13 protein-coding genes, 1 tRNA gene and 3 pseudogenes are annotated in these 18,753 nt (G+C 56.0%); 9 read left to right on the top strand and 8 right to left on the bottom strand.

What is annotated here, in order from left to right:
* Positions 1–1,205: BapA/Bap/LapF family prefix-like domain-containing protein (locus ACTJKT_RS20640; RefSeq protein WP_440788367.1), on the bottom strand; the 1,205-nt coding region annotated here is incomplete at its 3' end.
* A gap of 138 nt (positions 1,206–1,343) precedes the next feature.
* Here ACTJKT_RS20640 and ACTJKT_RS20635 point away from each other — a divergent pair.
* Positions 1,344–1,490 carry a hypothetical protein gene (locus ACTJKT_RS20635; RefSeq protein ID WP_440788366.1) on the top strand — a complete coding sequence of 49 codons (147 nt, stop codon included), beginning with the start codon at positions 1,344–1,346 and terminating at the stop codon, positions 1,488–1,490.
* 326 nt (positions 1,491–1,816) lie between these two features.
* Here ACTJKT_RS20635 and ACTJKT_RS20630 read toward each other — a convergent pair whose 3' ends face one another.
* Together ACTJKT_RS20630 and ACTJKT_RS20625 are read right to left on the bottom strand one after the other, a co-directional pair.
* The gene (locus ACTJKT_RS20630; protein ID WP_097305397.1) at positions 1,817–2,476 is read right to left on the bottom strand and encodes a response regulator transcription factor; all 660 of its coding nucleotides are present in this window, start codon (positions 2,474–2,476) and stop codon (positions 1,817–1,819) included.
* 120 nt (positions 2,477–2,596) lie between these two features.
* Complete coding sequence (locus tag ACTJKT_RS20625; RefSeq protein WP_440788365.1) at positions 2,597–3,805, bottom strand: EAL domain-containing protein; 1,209 nt, start codon at positions 3,803–3,805, stop codon at positions 2,597–2,599.
* A 594-nt stretch (positions 3,806–4,399) separates the two neighbouring features.
* On the opposite strand from ACTJKT_RS20625, the gene ACTJKT_RS20620 reads away from it, so the two are divergent.
* The 6 genes from ACTJKT_RS20620 (at position 4,400) to ACTJKT_RS20595 (ending at position 13,548) form a co-directional block, all read left to right on the top strand.
* Positions 4,400–6,781, top strand: coding sequence for an ATP-binding protein (locus tag ACTJKT_RS20620; RefSeq protein WP_440788364.1), 2,382 nt, complete (start codon positions 4,400–4,402; stop codon positions 6,779–6,781).
* Between the two features lie 96 nt (positions 6,782–6,877).
* On the top strand, positions 6,878–8,116 hold the full coding sequence (locus ACTJKT_RS20615; RefSeq protein WP_440788363.1) for an EAL domain-containing protein: 1,239 nt from the start codon (positions 6,878–6,880) through the stop codon (positions 8,114–8,116).
* A gap of 182 nt (positions 8,117–8,298) precedes the next feature.
* A complete protein-coding gene (locus ACTJKT_RS20610; protein ID WP_440788362.1) occupies positions 8,299–8,793 on the top strand; it encodes a CS1 type fimbrial major subunit in 495 nt (164 codons plus the stop codon).
* A 139-nt stretch (positions 8,794–8,932) separates the two neighbouring features.
* Positions 8,933–11,443, top strand: coding sequence for a CS1-pili formation C-terminal domain-containing protein (locus ACTJKT_RS20605; RefSeq protein ID WP_440788361.1), 2,511 nt, complete (start codon positions 8,933–8,935; stop codon positions 11,441–11,443).
* A 105-nt stretch (positions 11,444–11,548) separates the two neighbouring features.
* Entirely contained in the window at positions 11,549–12,292 is a 744-nt protein-coding gene (locus ACTJKT_RS20600; protein WP_440788360.1) for a molecular chaperone, read from the top strand.
* Positions 12,289–13,548 (top strand): hypothetical protein, encoded by a 1,260-nt coding sequence (locus ACTJKT_RS20595; RefSeq protein WP_440788359.1) that lies wholly within the window; start codon positions 12,289–12,291, stop codon positions 13,546–13,548. The genes ACTJKT_RS20600 and ACTJKT_RS20595 overlap by 4 nt, the downstream gene beginning before the upstream one ends.
* 181 nt (positions 13,549–13,729) lie before the next feature.
* Here the strand turns inward: ACTJKT_RS20595 and ACTJKT_RS20590 are convergent, their stop codons facing one another.
* The 3 genes and pseudogenes from ACTJKT_RS20590 to ACTJKT_RS20580 form a co-directional block, all read right to left on the bottom strand.
* A complete protein-coding gene (locus tag ACTJKT_RS20590) occupies positions 13,730–14,410 on the bottom strand; it encodes a histidine phosphatase family protein (RefSeq protein WP_440788358.1) in 681 nt (226 codons plus the stop codon).
* A 216-nt stretch (positions 14,411–14,626) separates the two neighbouring features.
* Positions 14,627–14,931: pseudogene (locus ACTJKT_RS20585) on the bottom strand (autotransporter outer membrane beta-barrel domain-containing protein); the annotation flags it as partial.
* 196 nt (positions 14,932–15,127) lie between these two features.
* A pseudogene (locus tag ACTJKT_RS20580) lies at positions 15,128–16,777 on the bottom strand (carboxylesterase/lipase family protein); the annotation flags it as partial.
* Between the two features lie 640 nt (positions 16,778–17,417).
* Here ACTJKT_RS20580 and ACTJKT_RS20575 point away from each other — a divergent pair.
* Both ACTJKT_RS20575 and ACTJKT_RS20570 read left to right on the top strand, forming a co-directional pair.
* On the top strand, positions 17,418–17,486 hold the full coding sequence (locus ACTJKT_RS20575) for a hypothetical protein (RefSeq protein ID WP_440788373.1): 69 nt from the start codon (positions 17,418–17,420) through the stop codon (positions 17,484–17,486).
* A pseudogene (locus ACTJKT_RS20570) lies at positions 17,480–17,842 on the top strand (IS3 family transposase); the annotation flags it as partial. The gene ACTJKT_RS20575 and the pseudogene ACTJKT_RS20570, both read left to right, overlap by 7 nt.
* Positions 17,843–17,977: 135 nt before the next feature.
* Here the strand turns inward: ACTJKT_RS20570 and ACTJKT_RS20565 are convergent.
* Positions 17,978–18,053: transfer RNA gene (locus ACTJKT_RS20565), tRNA-Gly, on the bottom strand.
* Between the two features lie 63 nt (positions 18,054–18,116).
* Positions 18,117–18,677 carry a CDP-diacylglycerol--glycerol-3-phosphate 3-phosphatidyltransferase gene (gene pgsA, locus ACTJKT_RS20560; RefSeq protein WP_009049612.1) on the bottom strand — a complete coding sequence of 187 codons (561 nt, stop codon included), beginning with the start codon at positions 18,675–18,677 and terminating at the stop codon, positions 18,117–18,119.
* Positions 18,678–18,753 lie beyond the last annotated feature (76 nt).

The raw sequence follows: 18,753 nt of genomic DNA, 5'->3' as shown, positions 1-18,753 counted from the left end.
GTGTTCGGATTAACTTTGTCGACTACGACTGGAGATGGAACAACGACTGGAGGTTGTGTGGTCAAGACCGGCACCTCCACTGTCGATTGCAGCTCACCGTCGACCAGCACATCGAGCTGCTCGCCACTTTCACTCGGCGGTACGACGAGCGTGCCTTTGCCCTGGCCGTCGAGGACTACCGGATTGCCAATCGGATTACCGTCTTTGTCTTGCAGTTGCACACTGTCGCCCGGCTTGCCGGTGACTGGCAGCTCACCCGTGGTCGGATCGACTGCACCGACCACGGATGGAGGTTGTGCGGTCAACACCGGAACATTCACCGGCGTTACCGACGAGGACTCACCGTCGGTACCCGTGACCACCACCTTGACCGGTTCGCCACTGACCTCCCGCGGCACGGTAACCGTGCCTTGGCCCTCAGCGTCGAGGACCACTGGAGTGCCGATCGGCTTACCGTCCTTGTCTTGCAGTTGCGCAGTCGCGCCCGGCGTACCGGTAACCGGCAATTCGCCCGTGGTCGGATCGATAGCCCCCACCTGCGGTTCCATAAGCGGTCGGGTGAGGACAGCAGGAGGATCGGACTCCTCCCCTGCGACAGTCTGGGTCGCGGCAGCGGGTTGGTTACTGGCAGTCGTGGGCGACTGAACTTCGGCTTGCCCTTCGCTACTGGCGCTAGGCTGGCTATCATCACTGCCGCCTCCACCGCCTCCCCCACTGTCCGCCAAGGCTACTACCCCCCCGAGTCCGAGGGCGCCCAGCAGCCACATGTAGGCATTGCCCCCACCTTCTGAAATCAGCAGCTTATCTATGCTGGAAATTTCTTCTAAAGACAGGGAAGCCTCATTTTCTCCGTAACTGGCATGCCAATAGTGTCCCTGGTCTTCCAGCACCAGTTCATTGCGTGCGCCGTCAGGCGCAACAACAAAGAAACCCTCCAGGACAATCTGTTCCCCCGACGCCAGTTCGATAACCAGATTGTTCCCTGACTTGTAATAAGACTTCATGTCCTGCGGGCTTAATGAAATCTTCACGATGCTGGGTGCGTTTACTGAAACCAGATTGGCGTTTATCTGTTCAACAACCTTTCCAGATTTAATGTCAATCAAACTAGCTAGTGCCATTTCCAGCAACACTCCAAAAATCCAGATACACATTAAAGATTCAACGCAGCACACCGCCAATTGCAGATAGCCCGCAAGCAACATGAAGCGATCCAGATTTAATGTTGGCCAGTTGGATAAGAGAAATCTTTAGGAGTGGTCTGAAATTTCTGTTGCCGTCGGCCTGGTGCAAAACCTGGGAGTACTGCACGCGCTGTCCACCGAAGGAATACAGCGCGGCATATGACCCTGCACCTGCGCAATGTCACTCTTTCCATGGGGGCCAAAGGTGAAGAGGTAGCCTGGCTGGTCAAGCAGATGGTCGAGTCCGGTGACACGCACTCGGACAAGGCGGCGGAGCTTCTTAAGCAAAAGCCTGGACAACAGTGATCATGGCTGGTGATCAGGTCCGACGGGTTGAAGTGAGCGCACCGGGCGGCCGCGACTAATCAGTCGCGTATCCATTCCTTTGAACAACGCACTGAATCTACAGGCCTAGCGAGCATTCCCATTATGTTTGTGCCAGCTCAGACAGGGTCGTTGGCATTGGCACGGATACTGGCATAGAAGACGCCATCATCATTTAAGTGGTAGCGGCCAATTTTCTGCTTTTCAGGAGATGGACTCAGCCATATCTAAGCGACTCGAAATTTCGTGCCATTCTCCACAGTTACGGATATCCGGCACCTCACGGATATAGGCGAAAGTTATGCAGACTACTCTAGCGTCTTCATGATCTTGAACAGGCCATTGTTGGAGGTTATCCCCAGCTTGCGGAACGCGGTGGCTTTCTGCGTGCTGATGGTCTTGATGCTGCGGTTGAACTTCTCGGCGATCTCGGTGATGGTCATGCCGTCGAGGTAACAGCGGATCACCTCCTGCTCGCGCGCCGACAGTGCCGCAAGCTGTAGATCATTGTCGCTAATCAGTTGCGGGGGCTCGTCACTCTGCTGGATGGCGTCGGCTACCTTGTAAGAGACTTCTGCGCTCAGGTAGATGGCCCCGGAGGCAACCACCCGGATCGCCTTGGCGAGGCCTGACAGGTCCTCATCCTTGCCGACAAATCCGCGCGCGCCAACCCGCAGCGCCAGCGACACGGTGGCCGAATCGTGATGGCTTGACAGCACGAGTATCCGGCAGGCAGGGAAGCGCGCCCGCAAGACGCGGATCAGCGAGACGCCATCGAGCTCGTCGCGGCCGAGAACGAAATCCAGCAAAAGGACATCGGCTGGTGCCGCAGACATGCCTCGCATCAGTTCGCGGCTGTTTTTATAGGTCCCGACGATTGTTATACCGGGGGCGTCGCCGAGGTGGCTGACAAGACCCTGGCGAACGACGGCATGGTCGTCGAGCAATGCAACACGTATTAGCTTCATGGTTGTCAAGCGGCACTCGGTACAGACCATTCGGCCCAAGGATTGAGTCATGAGAATAGCCGGTAATGGCATCTGATCGAAAAATTGTGTAGGTACAGACTGCGACGGCTGTGCCGTTCGTTATCGCGCCACGAGGCTCAGGAAGTCATCCTGTTCCAGCGGGTGTGCCAGAGCGAATCCTTGTCCGATACTGCAGCCCATGCGATTGAGCAGCTCGATGCTGGCTGGATCCTCAATGCCCCCGGTCACCAGGCTCAGGTTGAAAAAACGGGCAAGACTGACGATGCCGGAAATGATCTCGCTTGATTGTGGAGATTGCCCCGCTGCCCTGACTGACTTTTCGTCGATCTTCATTTCATCGAAGGGTATGCGCGCCAGCAGAGCCAGGGTTGCAGCGCCGGCACCGAAGTCGCCGAGCGAAATCAGGAAGCCCTTTGCCCGTAGCGCCATGATGGATGCCGACAACGCCAGCTCGTTGTCAGGGGTTATTTGCTCGGTCAGCTCGATCTTCAAGCGCCGGGCAGGCAACCCGGCCTTGTGCATCTTGGCCGCCAGTCGGGTAGCCAGCCCGGCAGCGCACAGCGTGTGGGCCGAGGCGTTAATGGCGATGGGAATGTCTATCCCCAGGCGATCGAGTGTGCCGAGGATCTCGATCACGGTCTTCTCGATATAGCTGAACAGCAACAGGTCCAGCCCAAGCTGGTCGACCATGGGGATCAGGATCGACAGCGGTATGTCACCGTGGTGCGGATGTCGCCAGCGTATCAGGGCTTCGGCACCGACCACCCGACGGCTTGCCAGGTCATACTGCGGCTGCAGCACCACACGCAAATCGTCCCCCGTGGTCATCACCGACACGACCTCATCTTCGCTGAGCAAGAGCTCTAACTTCTCAGATTGCGACAGGAGAGGTACTGGGTGTTCGGTGCAGGCAAGTTTTTCGAGTACTCGCAGTAATTGAGTCGGATGATTCTCGGCGACGATCTCGACCCGGATGCCCGAGGCTCTAGTCAAGCTGGCATGCGAGGCCAAGGCTGTACTGGAAATACCATTGATCGTATCCATCTGGTCATGTTCGACGCCGGCGACCAGCGAAATCGCATTGTCAGGCGCGCCGTTTTGTACAGTCCAGACAATATGCGGAATTCTGCATAACCGGCCGGAGGCGATGAGCTCGCCGACCCAGCACGGCAGCATCAGACTGTCGGCCTGATCCGCATGAATCTCGGCCATGACGATGTCGACAGGTTGCTTGCGCAGGCGCAGGCCACTCAACGACTCGACGTGTTCGATATGGAAAAAATCACTGCCGCTGAGTCGGTCGGTCATGCGTAGTACGTATTGTTCATCGCTGCTTAATACGACCAGGCTGACTCGGGAGGTAGGCGCTGGGGTGGAGGGCAAGTTTTCCAATTTGAAGATCGCTTGATGATTGCTGTGACAATGCATTTAAGCAACGCACCATCATCGCACTCTATAGGACTGCTCCTAAAAATCTGCATGAAATGACGCCTGGCGCCTGTTTCGCGGCTCAAGGCATATGCGGTTTTTAGGAGTACTCCGATACCTGTAGTGCGATGGACTACGCAAGACTCACACGGCAAACAAGGCTACAGCGATTGGCCAATGCTCCAAGTCTTTGTTGTGCATGGACGCTACCTGATCGAGTCACTTGAGTGAGGGCTCCCTGTGTGCTACTACCGAAAATGAGACTGCCAATAAGGTAATCGATGGCGCCAGGTTTTCGATCAAGAAGCGCGAGGTCATCTGCTGCTTTCCAGGAGGCGTGACGGTGAGAGAAATCACAAAAAACTTCGGCCATAGCGCAAAAACTATCAGCCCCCAGAGGGTGACGGCATTTCGCCAGGCGGGTGCAACCTCCGATACCGAGCGCTTCGAGCTCAAGCACGTGTTGATAGCGCCATGAACTGGAGAGTGGCGCTTTGGCCCGCGGTTTTACTTGCCTGGTTACCGCCAGCACTGTCCCAGCAACTGGACCTTACCCAGGAGGAGCGCGCCTGGATTGCAGCACACCCAGTGGTGCGCATGGCTGTCGAGCCTAACTGGAAGCCGCTCCAGTATGTGGAGAACGGTCGTGTCATGGGGCTGGCGTCCGAGTACATCTCCGCCATCGAGCGCAGCACAGGCCTTCGCTTTGAGCCCGTGCCCAATAGCGGAGTTGGGAAAGAGAGTGCAGAGAAATTTCAGCGGGGTGAAGTGGATGTACTTCCCGGGATAGGGCAGATGTTTGCGCCGCAATCGATTGTCGATGCCGCCCTTTTTACGAATGCCTATTACATGACAACTACGATAATCGTCACGCGCAAGGATAGTCGAGCGGTGTACGATTTACATCGACTGGACGGGCATGTTGTCGCTGTCAAGGAGAACAGTAGATACGAGACCGTCATCGGAGCGCTCTACCCAAAGGTCAAAATCCTTGGAACACCATCTCCCGAAGATTCGCTGATTGCGGTCATTGAAGGGAGGGCCGATGCAGCAGTAGACGCTGCACCTGCACTGCTGCCCTATTTGCGACGCAAATATGATGAAGAGTTGTATGTCGCCGGTGGGATGGCCCGTTTTCCGATGGAACTTTCCATGGCTGTACGACGCGATTTGCCGATCTTGCGCGGTATCATTGACAAGGCGCTGGCCTCCTTAACAGCTGATCAAATCGATGAAATGGTACAGCGTCAGCTCGAGTCGACCACCTATGGCAGGCCATCGTTAGCAATAATATTCCGCTATTACAGCATACACATGGTACTGGCCTTGATTGGCCTCTTGTTGATTGCCGGATTTGCGATTCAGGCCAGGCAGCAGCGGCGTCTGGCTATGCTCAGCGAGAAAGAGAAAACGATGTTTCTGGCCGTGCTTAGCCACGAGATTCGCTCGCCGATGAATGCCATTCTCGCGTCCATGGAGTTGCTGATGCAGCGCACCGAGCTGCCAGAGGAGTCTCATCGTTTGCTGGCTGTGGCTTCCAGCGGTGCGGAGAACTTGCTGTATCTGCTGGATGACGTCCTGGATATCTCCAAGCTCGAAGCCGGGCGGCTACAACTCGATCTGGGCCCCGTTGATATTATGGAACTGGCGCATTCCGTTGTAGATCTGCTGGCACTCAAGGCACAAAACGGGGTTGGACTGGAACTGATACAAGAGCATCCCATCGAGTTCCATCTCATGCTGGACAGGTTTCGGGTAGAGCAGGTTCTACATAACCTCATCTCGAACGCCATCAAGTTCACGCCTGAGGGTGGCGTGACAGTCAGTGTTCGGCTAGATGTCAGTACCCTCCCGCTAACCAAGCATCAACTGCAGATCCGCATAGTGGATACGGGTATCGGGATAGACTCCGAAGCTCTTCAACGACTTTTCCATCCCTACGCTCAGGCCTCCGCGAGTACTGCACGCAAGTTTGGCGGCACCGGGCTTGGCTTGACGATCTGCCGGCAACTGGTGGAGTTGATGGGAGGTTCGATAGAACTGGAAAGCGAACTTGGCAAGGGTACCGCCGTCTCGGTACGGCTGCCCTGTGATACCTACATTGCGCCCGCACATCTGCAGGAACAAGCAATGTCCAGGCAACTGTTCGATGTGGCAGCGACAGAGCATGCTCTTCGGGTCTTGCTGGTAGAGGATACGCCCGCCAATCAGGCGGTCCTCCAGGCTCAGCTCGAAGCCCTGGGCTGCCACTCGACACTCGCACCGGATGGCGACAAGGCCTTGCTTGCGCTTGAGCAGAACGCCTATGACATCGTGCTGTTGGACTGTGATCTGCCCGGTATTTCTGGCTATGAGGTGGCCCGCCAGTGGCGAGCCATGGAATCGTCGCTCAGCCTTGTGCCCACGCCGATCGTGGCTATCTCCGCCTCGACCGATGACGAGCACACCGCTACCTGCTTCGAGGCAGGCATGGATGGTGTGTTGAAGAAGCCCATCAAGCTGGGCAAGTTGAGGGATGCACTTCAGCTCTGGACGGATTTGCCCGTAGCCCACATCGACGACGAGGCTACATTCGTTACGGATGAACGAGCGGCTATCGCTGACCTATGGGACGATACGCATGCGCTACGGGCCGCTGTCGAAATGGCTGACATGGAAGAAGCCATTCATTGGGCACATCGATTGATTGGCGCATTCGCGGTATTGGAACAGTCGGATATGGCATCGCTGGCGAGATCAATGGAGGTCCGCTTTAAGGCCGGGCCATACAGCACTGCACTGGCTGACCTGGTCCGGCTGGAACAGTTGCTGGCGCAATATGCGTCGTCCACGGGATCAGACAGAACTTCACCATGAGATTGTGATCGAGTCCCTTTTAATCCCATTCCGATAGTCTGCTCTCTGCCCCCCTACGTACAGTGTCTGGCATCACTACTGGTATGGGTGGATACGATGTCATCGAATCCGATGCGGACAGAGCAATACAGCACTTTGCCACAGGTGCTGATCGTGGGGGCTGTTGATGGCATTAGCTACGGCCCATCTTTCACCTACGAGGCGCAGGTCGTAACGACCTTGAGTGCAGCGGCCAGTGCATTGGCGACGCGACGGTTTGACGTCGTGCTGAGTAATATCTCGGCGGAGTGTGACGAGGGCTTGGCCTTGCCGTCATTGCTGCTTGACCTCAAGCAGCAATGCCTATTGTCGAACCTGCCTGTCGTCATATGGTACGGCGCACAAGAGCACGGATTTCTAGAGTGGCATGTACGCCTGGCCGGACGTGCTGGCGTGGTAGTGCTGCTCTTCGCCTTGTCCAACGCTGATGTCGATTTGAATATCGCCAGTGCACTGGTGACAAGTGCAGCCAATGGGAGCCTCAGCCAGCACGACGAGAATCATGCGCCCAATGCGTATGACCTGCTGCGTGCCCTCACGACCAACAACGGTTTCAGAATAGTGCTGCAACCGCAAATCAACCTGCAAACAGGCGAGATCGTAGGCGCCGAAGCGTTAGCACGTTGGAGTCATGTATCCAAGGGTGACATTGCACCGTCGACCTTCGTGCCGCTAGCCCGCAAGGCCGGATTGGAGCTGCTGCTCTTTCACACGGTGCTGGCCAGGGTGATTGCGCTTTTGAGCGATCTGCACCGTCGAGATATTGCGGTGCCGATTGCCGTGAATGCATCGGCCGAAACCTTATGCACTGCCGGGATCGGTCGATGGCTCGGACGACGGCTTCGAGACGCTGCCGTTCCTAATTCGCTGCTCACGATCGAATTGACGGAAGACGTGCCGGTGGGTGATTGGCTCGCCTTGTCCATGGAGTTGGGATGCCTGCGCATGTGGGGTTTCCCAATTGCGATGGATGATTTTGGTTGTGGTTTTGCTTCTATCGACTTGTTGACTCAAATGCCCTTTTCCTCACTCAAGATTGATGGCCGCTTCGTACAAGGCATGGCGCATGACTCAGGGTGTCGTGCGGCAGTTTCCGCGGCGATATCGATAGGCCAGACCATGGAGCTGGATATCATCGCGGAAGGGATTGAATCTTCATCGCAGATTGACGCGCTGCTGGAGCGGGGATGTCGCATAGGACAAGGCTTTGCCCTGTCGGCACCTCTAGAGATAGACGAATTCATGCGCGTGCTCGCCATCAGGAATCTAAGTTCCATCACAGCAATGGCCAATTAAAGCTGGGATAAAGTTACCTCCCTTAATCACACGTCTCGAAAATTAGGAGTATTCCTATTTAACGATTTAGCACCCAAACCTACAGTGCGACCATTCGTTGCACAGCATGCCCAAAAGGCTCGGTCGCTACGCACGAATATTGGAGACTCAAACCAAAACTCAAACTTAGTGGATCCATTAAAATGAGATTTTTGAAAAAAATCGTACTTGCACCTTTCGCCTTTGCCGCGGTAGCCGTTTCCGCCCAGGCTGTAGCCGCTGATCCTGTAAGCCATACAATTCTGCTGGAAACCACTGTTCCTGAGGCTGACTTCTACGTGATGCCGACCGACTCCACCTGGATCGGAAACACTCAAGTACTGCCCTACAACATGGCCACCGGCAATATCAATTCACTGACTAAAGCGTTCGATTATAAACATTCGGCCGGCGCCATCAGCGGAACTCTGCTCTCGACCCCTGTGATCACGAGCGACAGCGACAGTATCAACCTTGAAGTCAAGTTCAACTCCGTGGCGCTTAATACTACAAGCAAGGAAGTTGTAACAACCGCCGCCGCTGCCACAGGTGGTTCTGCAAGCTTGGTGATTGAGCCGATCAAACCAGCTACCGGTTATAAGCCGGGAAAATACACTGGCAACGTTCAAGTTTCTTTTGACGCTGTCGTCACCCCATAAAAAATGCAATTTCTTACTTGCTGAGACTTCATCCTCAGCAAGTAAGAAATCAATCCCTTTAATACCCATATTTCGGTTTTTCCAGCAATAGTGCATTGACTGCCGGGAAATCCTTTTGTCCAGAACCCGGTCTCTTGCTATGTTTCGGCTTGCCTGCTTGCCTACTACAATTGCATTAGTTGCCTGCATGGTGTCATCTGCCTACTCGATTGCTGCCCCTTCAACGCACCTCAGTCTGCTGGCTCAGGCAGAAGGGTTGCCCAAAGAATTTAATGAACACTTCTTCGACGTCCCCTTGGCTGTACGCGTGACGCTTGATCGTCGTGTACTGGGCGAAGCCATGATCGTCTTGTCTCGCGACGAACGCGTCACCCTGCTGGAGTTCAACGATACCCACGACAGTGATATTGCTGCTGCCGAGCGTGACAACTGGCAAGCGCTGCTGCAAAGAGGGGTTGCCATTGGCCCCTGCGAAACGCAATGCGGCGAAGGCTTGGTGGCCGTCTATTACAGCCTGGAAAACTCCGAACTTTCGTTGCTGAGCAAAAACGCCGAGCGCGATCACACTTCGGTCGAACATTACGCACAACCAGAAGGGGGTAGTACCGGTCTCTTGTTGCGTAATCAACTGAACCTCTCCGGCGGCCAGGAGCAAGACCTTTCCGGCCGCTATGACCTGCAAGCCATCGCCAGCTTGGGCAACTGGACCCAGACGTTCAGTGGCCAATTGACCAGAAATGACGGCCCTGAAGACTCTATTCAGCATGCGGTCTACGAACTGCATAGCCAGAAAGAATGGCAGGACAACTTTCTGCGCGTCGGTTATTTCACGCCGGACTCCGTTGGATTGAGCCGCCAACCACGTTCTTTTGGCAACACGCCTGATACGGCATTGGGTGTCATGCTCGGCAGTTCCGACAGCCTGGCCAAGGGTGGTGCGAAACCCTCGGTGTACCCAATTTATGTCACCGCCAACCGCGAGGCGGTTGTCGAGATCTACCGCAATGGCAGCTTGATCAATACGCAACAAGTGCCGCCGGGGCTGCAAGCCCTGGATACGCGCCCCTTGCCTTCGGGGGTTTATGACATTGAAGTGCGTCTGATCGAAGATGGTACTGAAACTTCGCGCACCGACGAACTGGTGTACAAACCCAACAACTGGAGCAACCCGAATCAGCGCTGGCGCTATAACGCGTTTTTCGGCCGTGAAAGCCAGTTGCTGAGCAGTCGGGATAATCAAGACGATGGCGATCTTACGGCGGGGGCTGCAGTTAACTATCTGCTGCATCCCCGCGCCATCGTCGGCCTCTCGGCACGTCAGGTAAAAGATCAAAACCAGCTGGGCACGTCCGTTGATTTGGGCCTGAGCAATCAGTCAAGCCTGTATGCCAGTGTCTATCAAGCTCAGGACCGTGGCGTCGGCATGGATGTGCAAGCCCTGCATAACTACGGTTCGGGTAGCGTGATCTTGAGCCACAACCGCAGTTGGCTGGATAACCGCGATACCTGGGAAACGCTGCTGGACGGTAGACGCGTAAGGCAGCGCAACCCGTACAACGGCAACGTCAGCAACTCCTCACTGGGCGTTAGCCATCGCTTGAACTCGCAAAACAGCCTCAATGCCCGCCTCTCTCATAGCGAAGGGCAAATCGAAGGCGTCGGACTGAACCTCGGCTGGATGCGCAACGCCAAGCTGTTTGGACATGACACCCACTGGCGCTTGTCCGTGTTTGACCGTCCAGCCTCTGCCAGCAGCGGCAACGAACGCAACCGTGGTGTTGATCTGAGCCTCAGCATGGCCCTGGGAAGCGCCGGCAAGCGCGTGACGGCCAGTGTCGGCTCTCGTACCTCGCGCGACGGTCAAGCGGATCGCAATGCCAGCCTGGGCTACCAGCAAGACATCGAGTCCGGGCCACTGCGCAGCGTCAATGCCGCCGTACAGAGCGACACCTACGGGATGGGACTGACCGGGTCGGCACTGTTTGAAACCGATGTGGCAACAGGCGATGTTCAGCTACAGCGTTCGTCCTATAACCAGAATCTGTACGCCAGCATGAACCTGAACAGCAACCTGATCGTCGGCGGCAGTCAAGTCGCACTGACTGGCCAACATCACGGCAGTGAAGCCAGCATGATCGTCGACATTGAATCCGACCTCGATGCCATCCACCTGCGCGCCGATGATCTGAGCGGCACCAGCGCCATACTCAAGCCTGGGCGCAATGTGGTACCGGTCGCGGCGTACAAGGCGGGCAACGTGCAGTTCGATTTTCAAGGCACCGATGCGCCAGCAGCAACCATTCAACCGGCACGTGCTCGTTATCATTTGAACAAGGGCGGTGTGGCCTATCAGAAGGTGCGCATCATGAAGACCCAGACCATCTTCGGACGATTGGTCGATGCTCAAGGGCAACCCATGAAAGGCCATCATGTGGTTAACCACGCCAGTCGTGGGGTGACCGAAGTGGACGGTTTCTTCTCCATAGAGCTGAGCGCCAGTACGCCAACGCTTGAAGTGATTCGCGATGAGCAAGTCGTCTGCCGGTTTGCACTTGATCTGAACACCCTGCCGGTCGAAGGCGATGTGCTGATGGCTGGAGATCTGCGCTGCACCGAAAGCAGTGCGGCAAAACTGTTGGCCAAAGACTGAGGCGTCGGCGTCGTGAACTTTTCAAGTTAACAGGCAATTTTTTCACTCACATAACCGTCATGCGACGTTCCTCAAATGAGCGATGTCCTTGACCAGGACTCTCCCATGAACAGATCGATATCCGCATTGATCCTGGGCCTGTGCGCAAGCGCTGCCCATGCCGGCCCGAGCATTAACATTGGCACCATCTACGACTATATGGACGGTGACAAAAGTACTTATTTGAAGCGTATCTACAACGGCGGAGACGCCACGGCTTTTGTCCGGGTCAATATTCTTGAAATGACGTTCGATGGGAAAGGCAACGCCACGGAAACGCCGCTTGACTCGCAAGGCGCAGATGCCTCACAGCGCAAGGGGCTGGTGGCCAGCCCTGCCCGGCTGATCATCCCTGCCAAAGGCATGCAGGCGACACGCATGCTTTACGTGGGGGATCGCGAACGTGAACGTTACTACCGCGTACGGTTCATCCCCGTAGTGCCAGAGAAAGCTGACCAGTTCAACGTCTCCGAAGCAGAGCGCGAAGCTTATAAAGAAACGATGTCTGCCGGCGTCAACATCATGGCCGGTTATGGGGCGGTCTTCTTTGTCCGGCCGAAAAACACCCGTTTCGACACGAAAATTCAGGATGGTCCAACCGAGTACCGAGTGGAGAACACAGGGAATAGCACTGTGGTATTGGATGAGTTCAAAGATTGCTCGGCTAAAAAGACAAGTGACTGCAAAGACACCAGAAAGCTTCACGTACGACCTGGGACAAATTTCAATTTTGTCAAAGAACCTGGGCGCATTTATCAGTTCAAACTGGTGGAAGGCAGTGCCATCAAGGCGATGAGTGTAAAATCATGATCACCCATAAAAAGCGCATGACCCGCTCTGAGCTCTTAAAGGGCTTGCACTTAAGACTTTTATTTGTGCCATTGATACTACTGGCTTCAAACTTTTCGTTTGCGGTCGATCTCAATATTACGGCCAATTTCAAACCTGACCCTCACAATCCAAGCAACAATACTTTTAAGAATACCACTCCAAATTCTGGGTATTGCGTGTCTAAACCATCGTATTGTAGCTCCGGCTCTTTTAGTTTACTCATCCCAGGTCTTATAACCGAAGCTCGCCCTATCATGGCCGGCCAAGCCGACCTGCGCCAAGGGGCAATGTTAAGAGCCCCTAGCGAATGGCGGAGTTTTGATGTAGTTAGTTCTGGAGGAGAATTAAAAACGGTAACGGTTAGGATACTGGGTGTGGGAGCTACCTATTACATAGCCCCTTCGGTTCAATCTATAACCGGGATAGCAAACTCGCGTGCCGCTCATCAAGCACTCTGGTCAGGAGAAGACTGGATGTATGCCCCATCACCATGCACCTATTCAGGAGAATCTGTACTTACTGCCACTTGGTATAGTTTTTTCTGGCGAACCCCCACCAACGGTATCTGCGGAAAAACGGCGAATTACGACATACCGAGTTTTCACTTTGACGGCATTAGCATAATGTATGAGCTGAAAACCCCTAACCCTTTGGAGATGCCCCAAGGAACTTATACCGGGCAATTAAACTACACCATTGGACCCGGTGGAGATTTTGATTTTGGTGATTTACTGACGCCTTCAGATAATGCACTGACCCTAAACTTTTCTCTTTCGGTTCAACACATCCTGGACGTTCGTTTTCCTCCAGGATCAGAACGCCTGACACTGGTTCCCGCCGGCGGCTGGCAACAATGGCTGAACCGCGGTCGCCGCCCGGAAAAACTGTTTGCCAATCAGAACTTCCAGATATGGTCATCTACCCCCTTCAAAATGCAGCTTCAATGCCAGCATGCGGCCGGAAATCAATGTGGTATCCAGAATAGCGAAGGCCATCTGGTCCCTGTAGAAACCCGTATCACGCTTGCGCCCGGAATAATGGATAGCCACAGAATGCCGGTCAACCGTCTTCCTCTCAGCACCGATCCAATTTTTTTCCTTCTCGGTACTTACGTTGGCAAGGGTGATGCGACTCTGCATTTCGAGGTTGGCCAGGATAGCGTGAAACAGATGACCGACCACGCAGGCAAAAAATACTCGGGTAATGTCACCGTGATATGGGACGCTGAAATATAAGACTGTCCGGTGTGTGGTTGGCGTGCTTTGTCCATGGAATTCGGATGTCGGCGCCTCTGGAGGTGGTCTGACTGGGCGACCGGATCAAGTTGCTGCGGTGCATGTGCTGGCGCGCTTCAGGATGATTCTCCATGGACGGCCCAAGCTGGCTTGCCAGGGCAAGCCAGGCGGTAACAGCGGGTCAGGTCGGACAGCCAGGCTCACCATGGTCGAGGCCTTGGGGCAGGCTTCGGCTGAGCAGGCTCGCCTTGCCATCGCGCCAGGTCAGGGTCAGTACATAGAGCGTGTCGAAATCATCGCGGCTCCAATCCTCAGCGATCATCTGCTCCTCACCCAGGGCCTTGCCGGCCACGGTATTGATCAGTTCCGGCAGGTAACCACGGGACCAGGCGGTGTAGACCGTCGCGTTGCGGTACTGGTCGCGCAGGAGTTCGTCGGCCAGCTCGTCGGTGTCGTTGGCACCAAAGTCGATATTCACTGGCAGGCCGAGGCGGATGGCGCTAGGACTGATGGTCATCAGCGGGCGGATATAGCTGTAGCGTTGATCCTCGCTGCCTTCCTCGACATGCCGCGAGGGGTTGGCGGCGAACACGTAGTCGGCCTTGCCGAAACGCTCGGGCAACAGTGTGGCGAGGTCCAGAGCGCGGTTGAGCCCCAGGCAGTTCAGCTGGCCCAGGCCTTCGCTGGGCTTTTCGGCGTGGCGCAGGAATACCAGCGTCTGGGTACCGTCCAGCGGTTTCGCCTGGCGTTCGAAAACACCCAGGGGCAGCGACACGGCCACGGCGGCAAGCGCCAGGCTCAACAGCAAGTAACGGCGACGGGTGAAGGCACTAGGTGTAGGGAGGGGGGGTAAGTTTCTCAACTTGAAGATTACTCGGTGATTGTTTGGACAACACACTTAAGCAACACAGCATCATCGGGCTCTATAGGACTGCGCCTAAAACGTTGCGTGAGATGTGGTCTGTCCCGGGCTGAGTGCCCCCTTCGAGGCCGGCACTGCCCTTCCCTACAGGGGCCAGTCCTGCCCCGCTCTACCAGATCGAAGAGTGCCCAGAGCTGTATGTCGACGCCTGTGTGTGCTGCTGGCGTGCAGCAGGGTGTATTCGATGCCGCTTGGCGCGGCGGTGAAATCAACCGGATTGGTGCTCAAGGTCACTTTCGAAGTCTGAACGAAATTCGCTGCGCCGTTTACCGTCAGGTACGGCGTGCTCGGTACGACAGGGTTGGCCAGGCGCATATCAATGCCTGCGCCAGCAGCGACATTGAGCTTACCGGTGAGGGTGGTGTCGGGGGCCTACAGGTTCAAGAAGCCTGCGTTGATCGATATCGGCACGATGATGCGGTTGCCGAAAAGTCGACCTGGCCGGCGATGTTCAGGGTGCTGCAATGCGGGCAAATCAGGGCCATCCAACCAGTGACTGGCCTCCGGCTCTGCCGCGAGATCGATGCCGCTAGGTTGCCAGCAGCAATACGCGTGTCTGATCACGCGCATTGCCACGTCGAACAGCCCATCACATTGCCTCTGCTCACTAATGCGCAGTTGTGTTGGCGTCGCATCCAGCACCATCTTGCGCGGATAATTCGCCCAGGTGGCGCCGAGCGCTGGCGTGTTCGGGTTGCCGGTCTTCGCAAAGGCCGCAAGGCTCGCGATCATCGTGTTCGATAATGCTTCACGCCCCGCCTTGTTCGCATTGCTGTATGCAAAGGAGAAGGCGTTCGCGCCGAAGTTGCCGAAGATAAAGGGCAGATCCAGCGAATGTGTTGCACCGTACACTGTGTTGAACGGTGCTGGCGCCTGATCCCAGTCGAAGCGGTAGTACCAGACCTTGTCCGGCTGCTGCGTGGCCAGTGAAGTGAGGGGTGCTGTCGCCGCGCGAACGAAGATGTTATTCGTGGCAAATGCAGCCATTGCATTCCACCCGTGCGGCAATGCCGTCACTGGCAGATACGGGGCGCTGATCAAGTCGGCCTCGGTTAACGTGCCGGGCGCATTCGGATCGAAATTGAACTGCATGCCGAATCGATCGTAGTCGTTTGGCTTGTAGCCCGAAATGCCGCTACCCGAGGTCTTGCCGAACAGCTTGGCGAATAGCGTACCCTCGTCCTTCGTATTGCCGGCGAGCACAGGCACCTTCTGGTACTGCCCCGCCGCGAGCGCCGCGACCGAGTTCACCGGCAGGACGTTGCCGTCCTCGATTGCCGCGCGCGCATCGCCCAGTTGCGGGTTCGCAATCATCACCGCGAGAAGCTTGTCGGCCGGGATGCCGCGCAGGTACGCGGCGACCTGCGCGCTCGACTGCGAGGCGAGCCAAGCCTGTGCAGACCTGGTGTCCGTCGCCTTGCCGTCGGAAATGACGATCGCCGTCAGCAACGCCCGCGAGTAGCTCTGCGCGTCCTTCCGAGAAGCGTTCAAGAGACCGCCGCTCAAGGGTACAGCCTTCTGGAACAGCCCGGTCGACAAGGGTGAAACAAGCAGGGCCCACACATTGACTGCACCGGCGGATTGCCCCATCACCGTAATATTGTCTGGATCGCCGCCGAACGCTGCGATGTTGTTTTTCACGAACTTCAGCGCCTGCTGTTGATCGAGCAGCGCGAAGTTGCCGGAATCCGCGAGCGCGTTGCCGGTCTTGAGTTGTGGCAAGTCGAGCCAGCCGAGGATCCCCAGGCGGTAATTGATCGTGACGACGACCGCATTGGCCTTCTTCGCAAGCGCCTGCCCGTCGTAGACGGGATCGGCGGAGTAGCCGGAGACGTTGCTACCGCCGTGTATGAAAAAAATGACGGGAAGCGGGCCACTCTCCGCCGCCGGACGCCATATGTTCAGTGTCAGGCAGTCTTCGTTGCCCACAGGTTTGCCGAAACCGTCTCGCACCGCGAGGCCATAGGGTGCGTCATTCGGCGCAGGACTGAAGTACAGGCCTCCTTGCGCACACGAGTGCCCAAACTGTTGCGCGGCACGCACGCCGATCCACGACGCGGGATCGACGGGAGGCATCCAGCGCAGCGCGCCAACCGGCGGCTGCGCATACGGAATACCAAGCCAGGCGTAGACACCCGTGGTGGCGCTGTGATCGAGACCCTTGACGATGCCGGCGCTCGTGACTCGCTGAGTTGGCGACGGATCTGCAGCTCGCGAGGTGGGCGAAGAATTGCCGGTGCACCCAGCCAGCGACAAGACCAGGGGCAGCGTGAAAACCCCCACTGCGGTCCGAGAAATCGAGGTCATGGATTGTTTCCCCTTGTTGGAATGAATTCAGCCTGTTGTTTACGGGCTTAGCCCCAATCAAGGGGTTTGGTGTACCGGGAGCAATTTTCCAGACTAGTCGGGAAGAGCAAAACGTATACGTGTGCACGCCTTGCCTATAGGTTTCGGTATCGGTTGTTCCTTTGTCGCTTGTGACATCTTGATAATGCAGTCTTCTTGATAACCATCCCCGTCGGTCATCACCATTGACGTGGTCCATGTACCGTCTTCGTTCAAAACCCTTGTTAAATTTTCGCTTTTCTCAGGGCGCTTATCGGACCCACCATAAGGATCAGGGCTTACCGCTGCGGGCTCTGTCGCATACACAGCCGGGACAAAAAACAAAAGCATTACTATAAGTTTGGACATTGCCGCTGCCACCGCCGAACTTTCCGCTTAACCACCCGGAGTCCAGTGGTCGGGTTGTATTGGAAGAATAAAAAACGCGTGCAATTTGGCAGCGGGACTTACAAAAAAAAATAGGAACACTCCTAAAAACGCTGTAGTGGTCTAATAAAACCGGACACCCATTCAGGCGAGAATGCTCGCCAGATAGAAGTGCCTGATGACCAAGTAGCGTCGTTCCTTTTCCGCTGAGTTCAAGCGCGAGGCCGCAGACCTCATTCCCGATCAAGGCTATAGCCATATCGAAGCCTGTCGCTTGCCTGGGGTGGTTGAGTCTGTAAGGTGAGTGGTCTGATGCGGGAACTGGCGTTAGTCAGCAAACAGCCTGGATCACATGCCGACAAACAAGCAACGGTCGAGCGACCTGATATTCCGAACATCTTGAATCGGGGGGGGGGGATGTGCCGGTGCCCAATCAGGTCTGGTGTGGCGACCTCACCTACATCTGGGCACAGGGGAAATAACACTACCTGGCTGTCATCCTGGATCTTTGTGCACGTCGAACTGCAGGCTAGGACTTGTCGAATCGGATCAGGGTTCGCCAAATATGGCAGCCGACAGTTTCGCCAACGGCTCTGGCGTTACCGCATGCGCCCATGCATGAGCCGGCGTGGAAACTGCTCCAGCAACAGACCGATCCAGTGCGCGTCAGAATTCTGGACTTGAATGCACCGGATAGTGTTGGATTTCAGTGGTTGCCGCTGAAACGAAAAAAGGACCCGAAGGTCCTTTTTGCGATCGCTGTAGAATTTCAGTGAAACTCTTCAGCGCTATGTTTGGAGCGGGAAACGAGACTCGAACTCGCGACCCCGACCTTGGCAAGGTCGTGCTCTACCAACTGAGCTATTCCCGCGTCTTGGTGGTGTGCATTCTATAGAAATTCGAAACTGCGTCAACCCCTTGATTCAAAAAAGTTTTATTTCTTTTCCACATCGGTCTTCAGATGCGGCCAGGCGGCGCGCAGGTACTGCAGCATGGACCACAGGGTCAGCCCTCCCGCGATCAGCAACAAGGCATAACCCAGCAGCACCCAGAAGGTGAAAGCTGGCGGGTTGGCCAGCAGGATCACCAGCGCCAGCATCTGCGCGGCGGTTTTCCACTTGCCCATGTTGGACACCGCCACTTGCGCGCGGGCGCCCAGTTCGGCCATCCACTCACGGAGGGCGGAAACGACGATTTCACGTCCGATGATCACTGCCGCCGGCAGGGTCAGCCACAGGTTGCCGTGCTCTTGCACCAGCAGCACCAGGGCCACCGCCACCATCAACTTGTCGGCCACCGGATCGAGAAAGGCCCCGAACGGCGTGCTTTGCTCCAGACGCCGCGCCAGGTAGCCATCGAGCCAGTCGGTGGCTGCGGCGAACGCGAAGACGGAACTGGCGGCCATATAGCTCCAGTTGTAAGGCAGGTAAAACAGCAAAATGAAGATCGGGATGAGCAGAACGCGTAGAACGGTGATCAGATTAGGGATATTCATCGGCACAACTGGCTACGAGGTGAGTTGGCAATCTACTCGAAAAAGACAGCAGATGAGGTAGGCACGGCCATTCTAC

The sequence above is a fragment of the Pseudomonas sp. 22526 genome (genome assembly GCF_052044735.1).
GTDB lineage: Bacteria > Pseudomonadota > Gammaproteobacteria > Pseudomonadales > Pseudomonadaceae > Aquipseudomonas > Aquipseudomonas piscium.
This window is presented reverse-complemented; position numbering and strand designations above follow the sequence as displayed.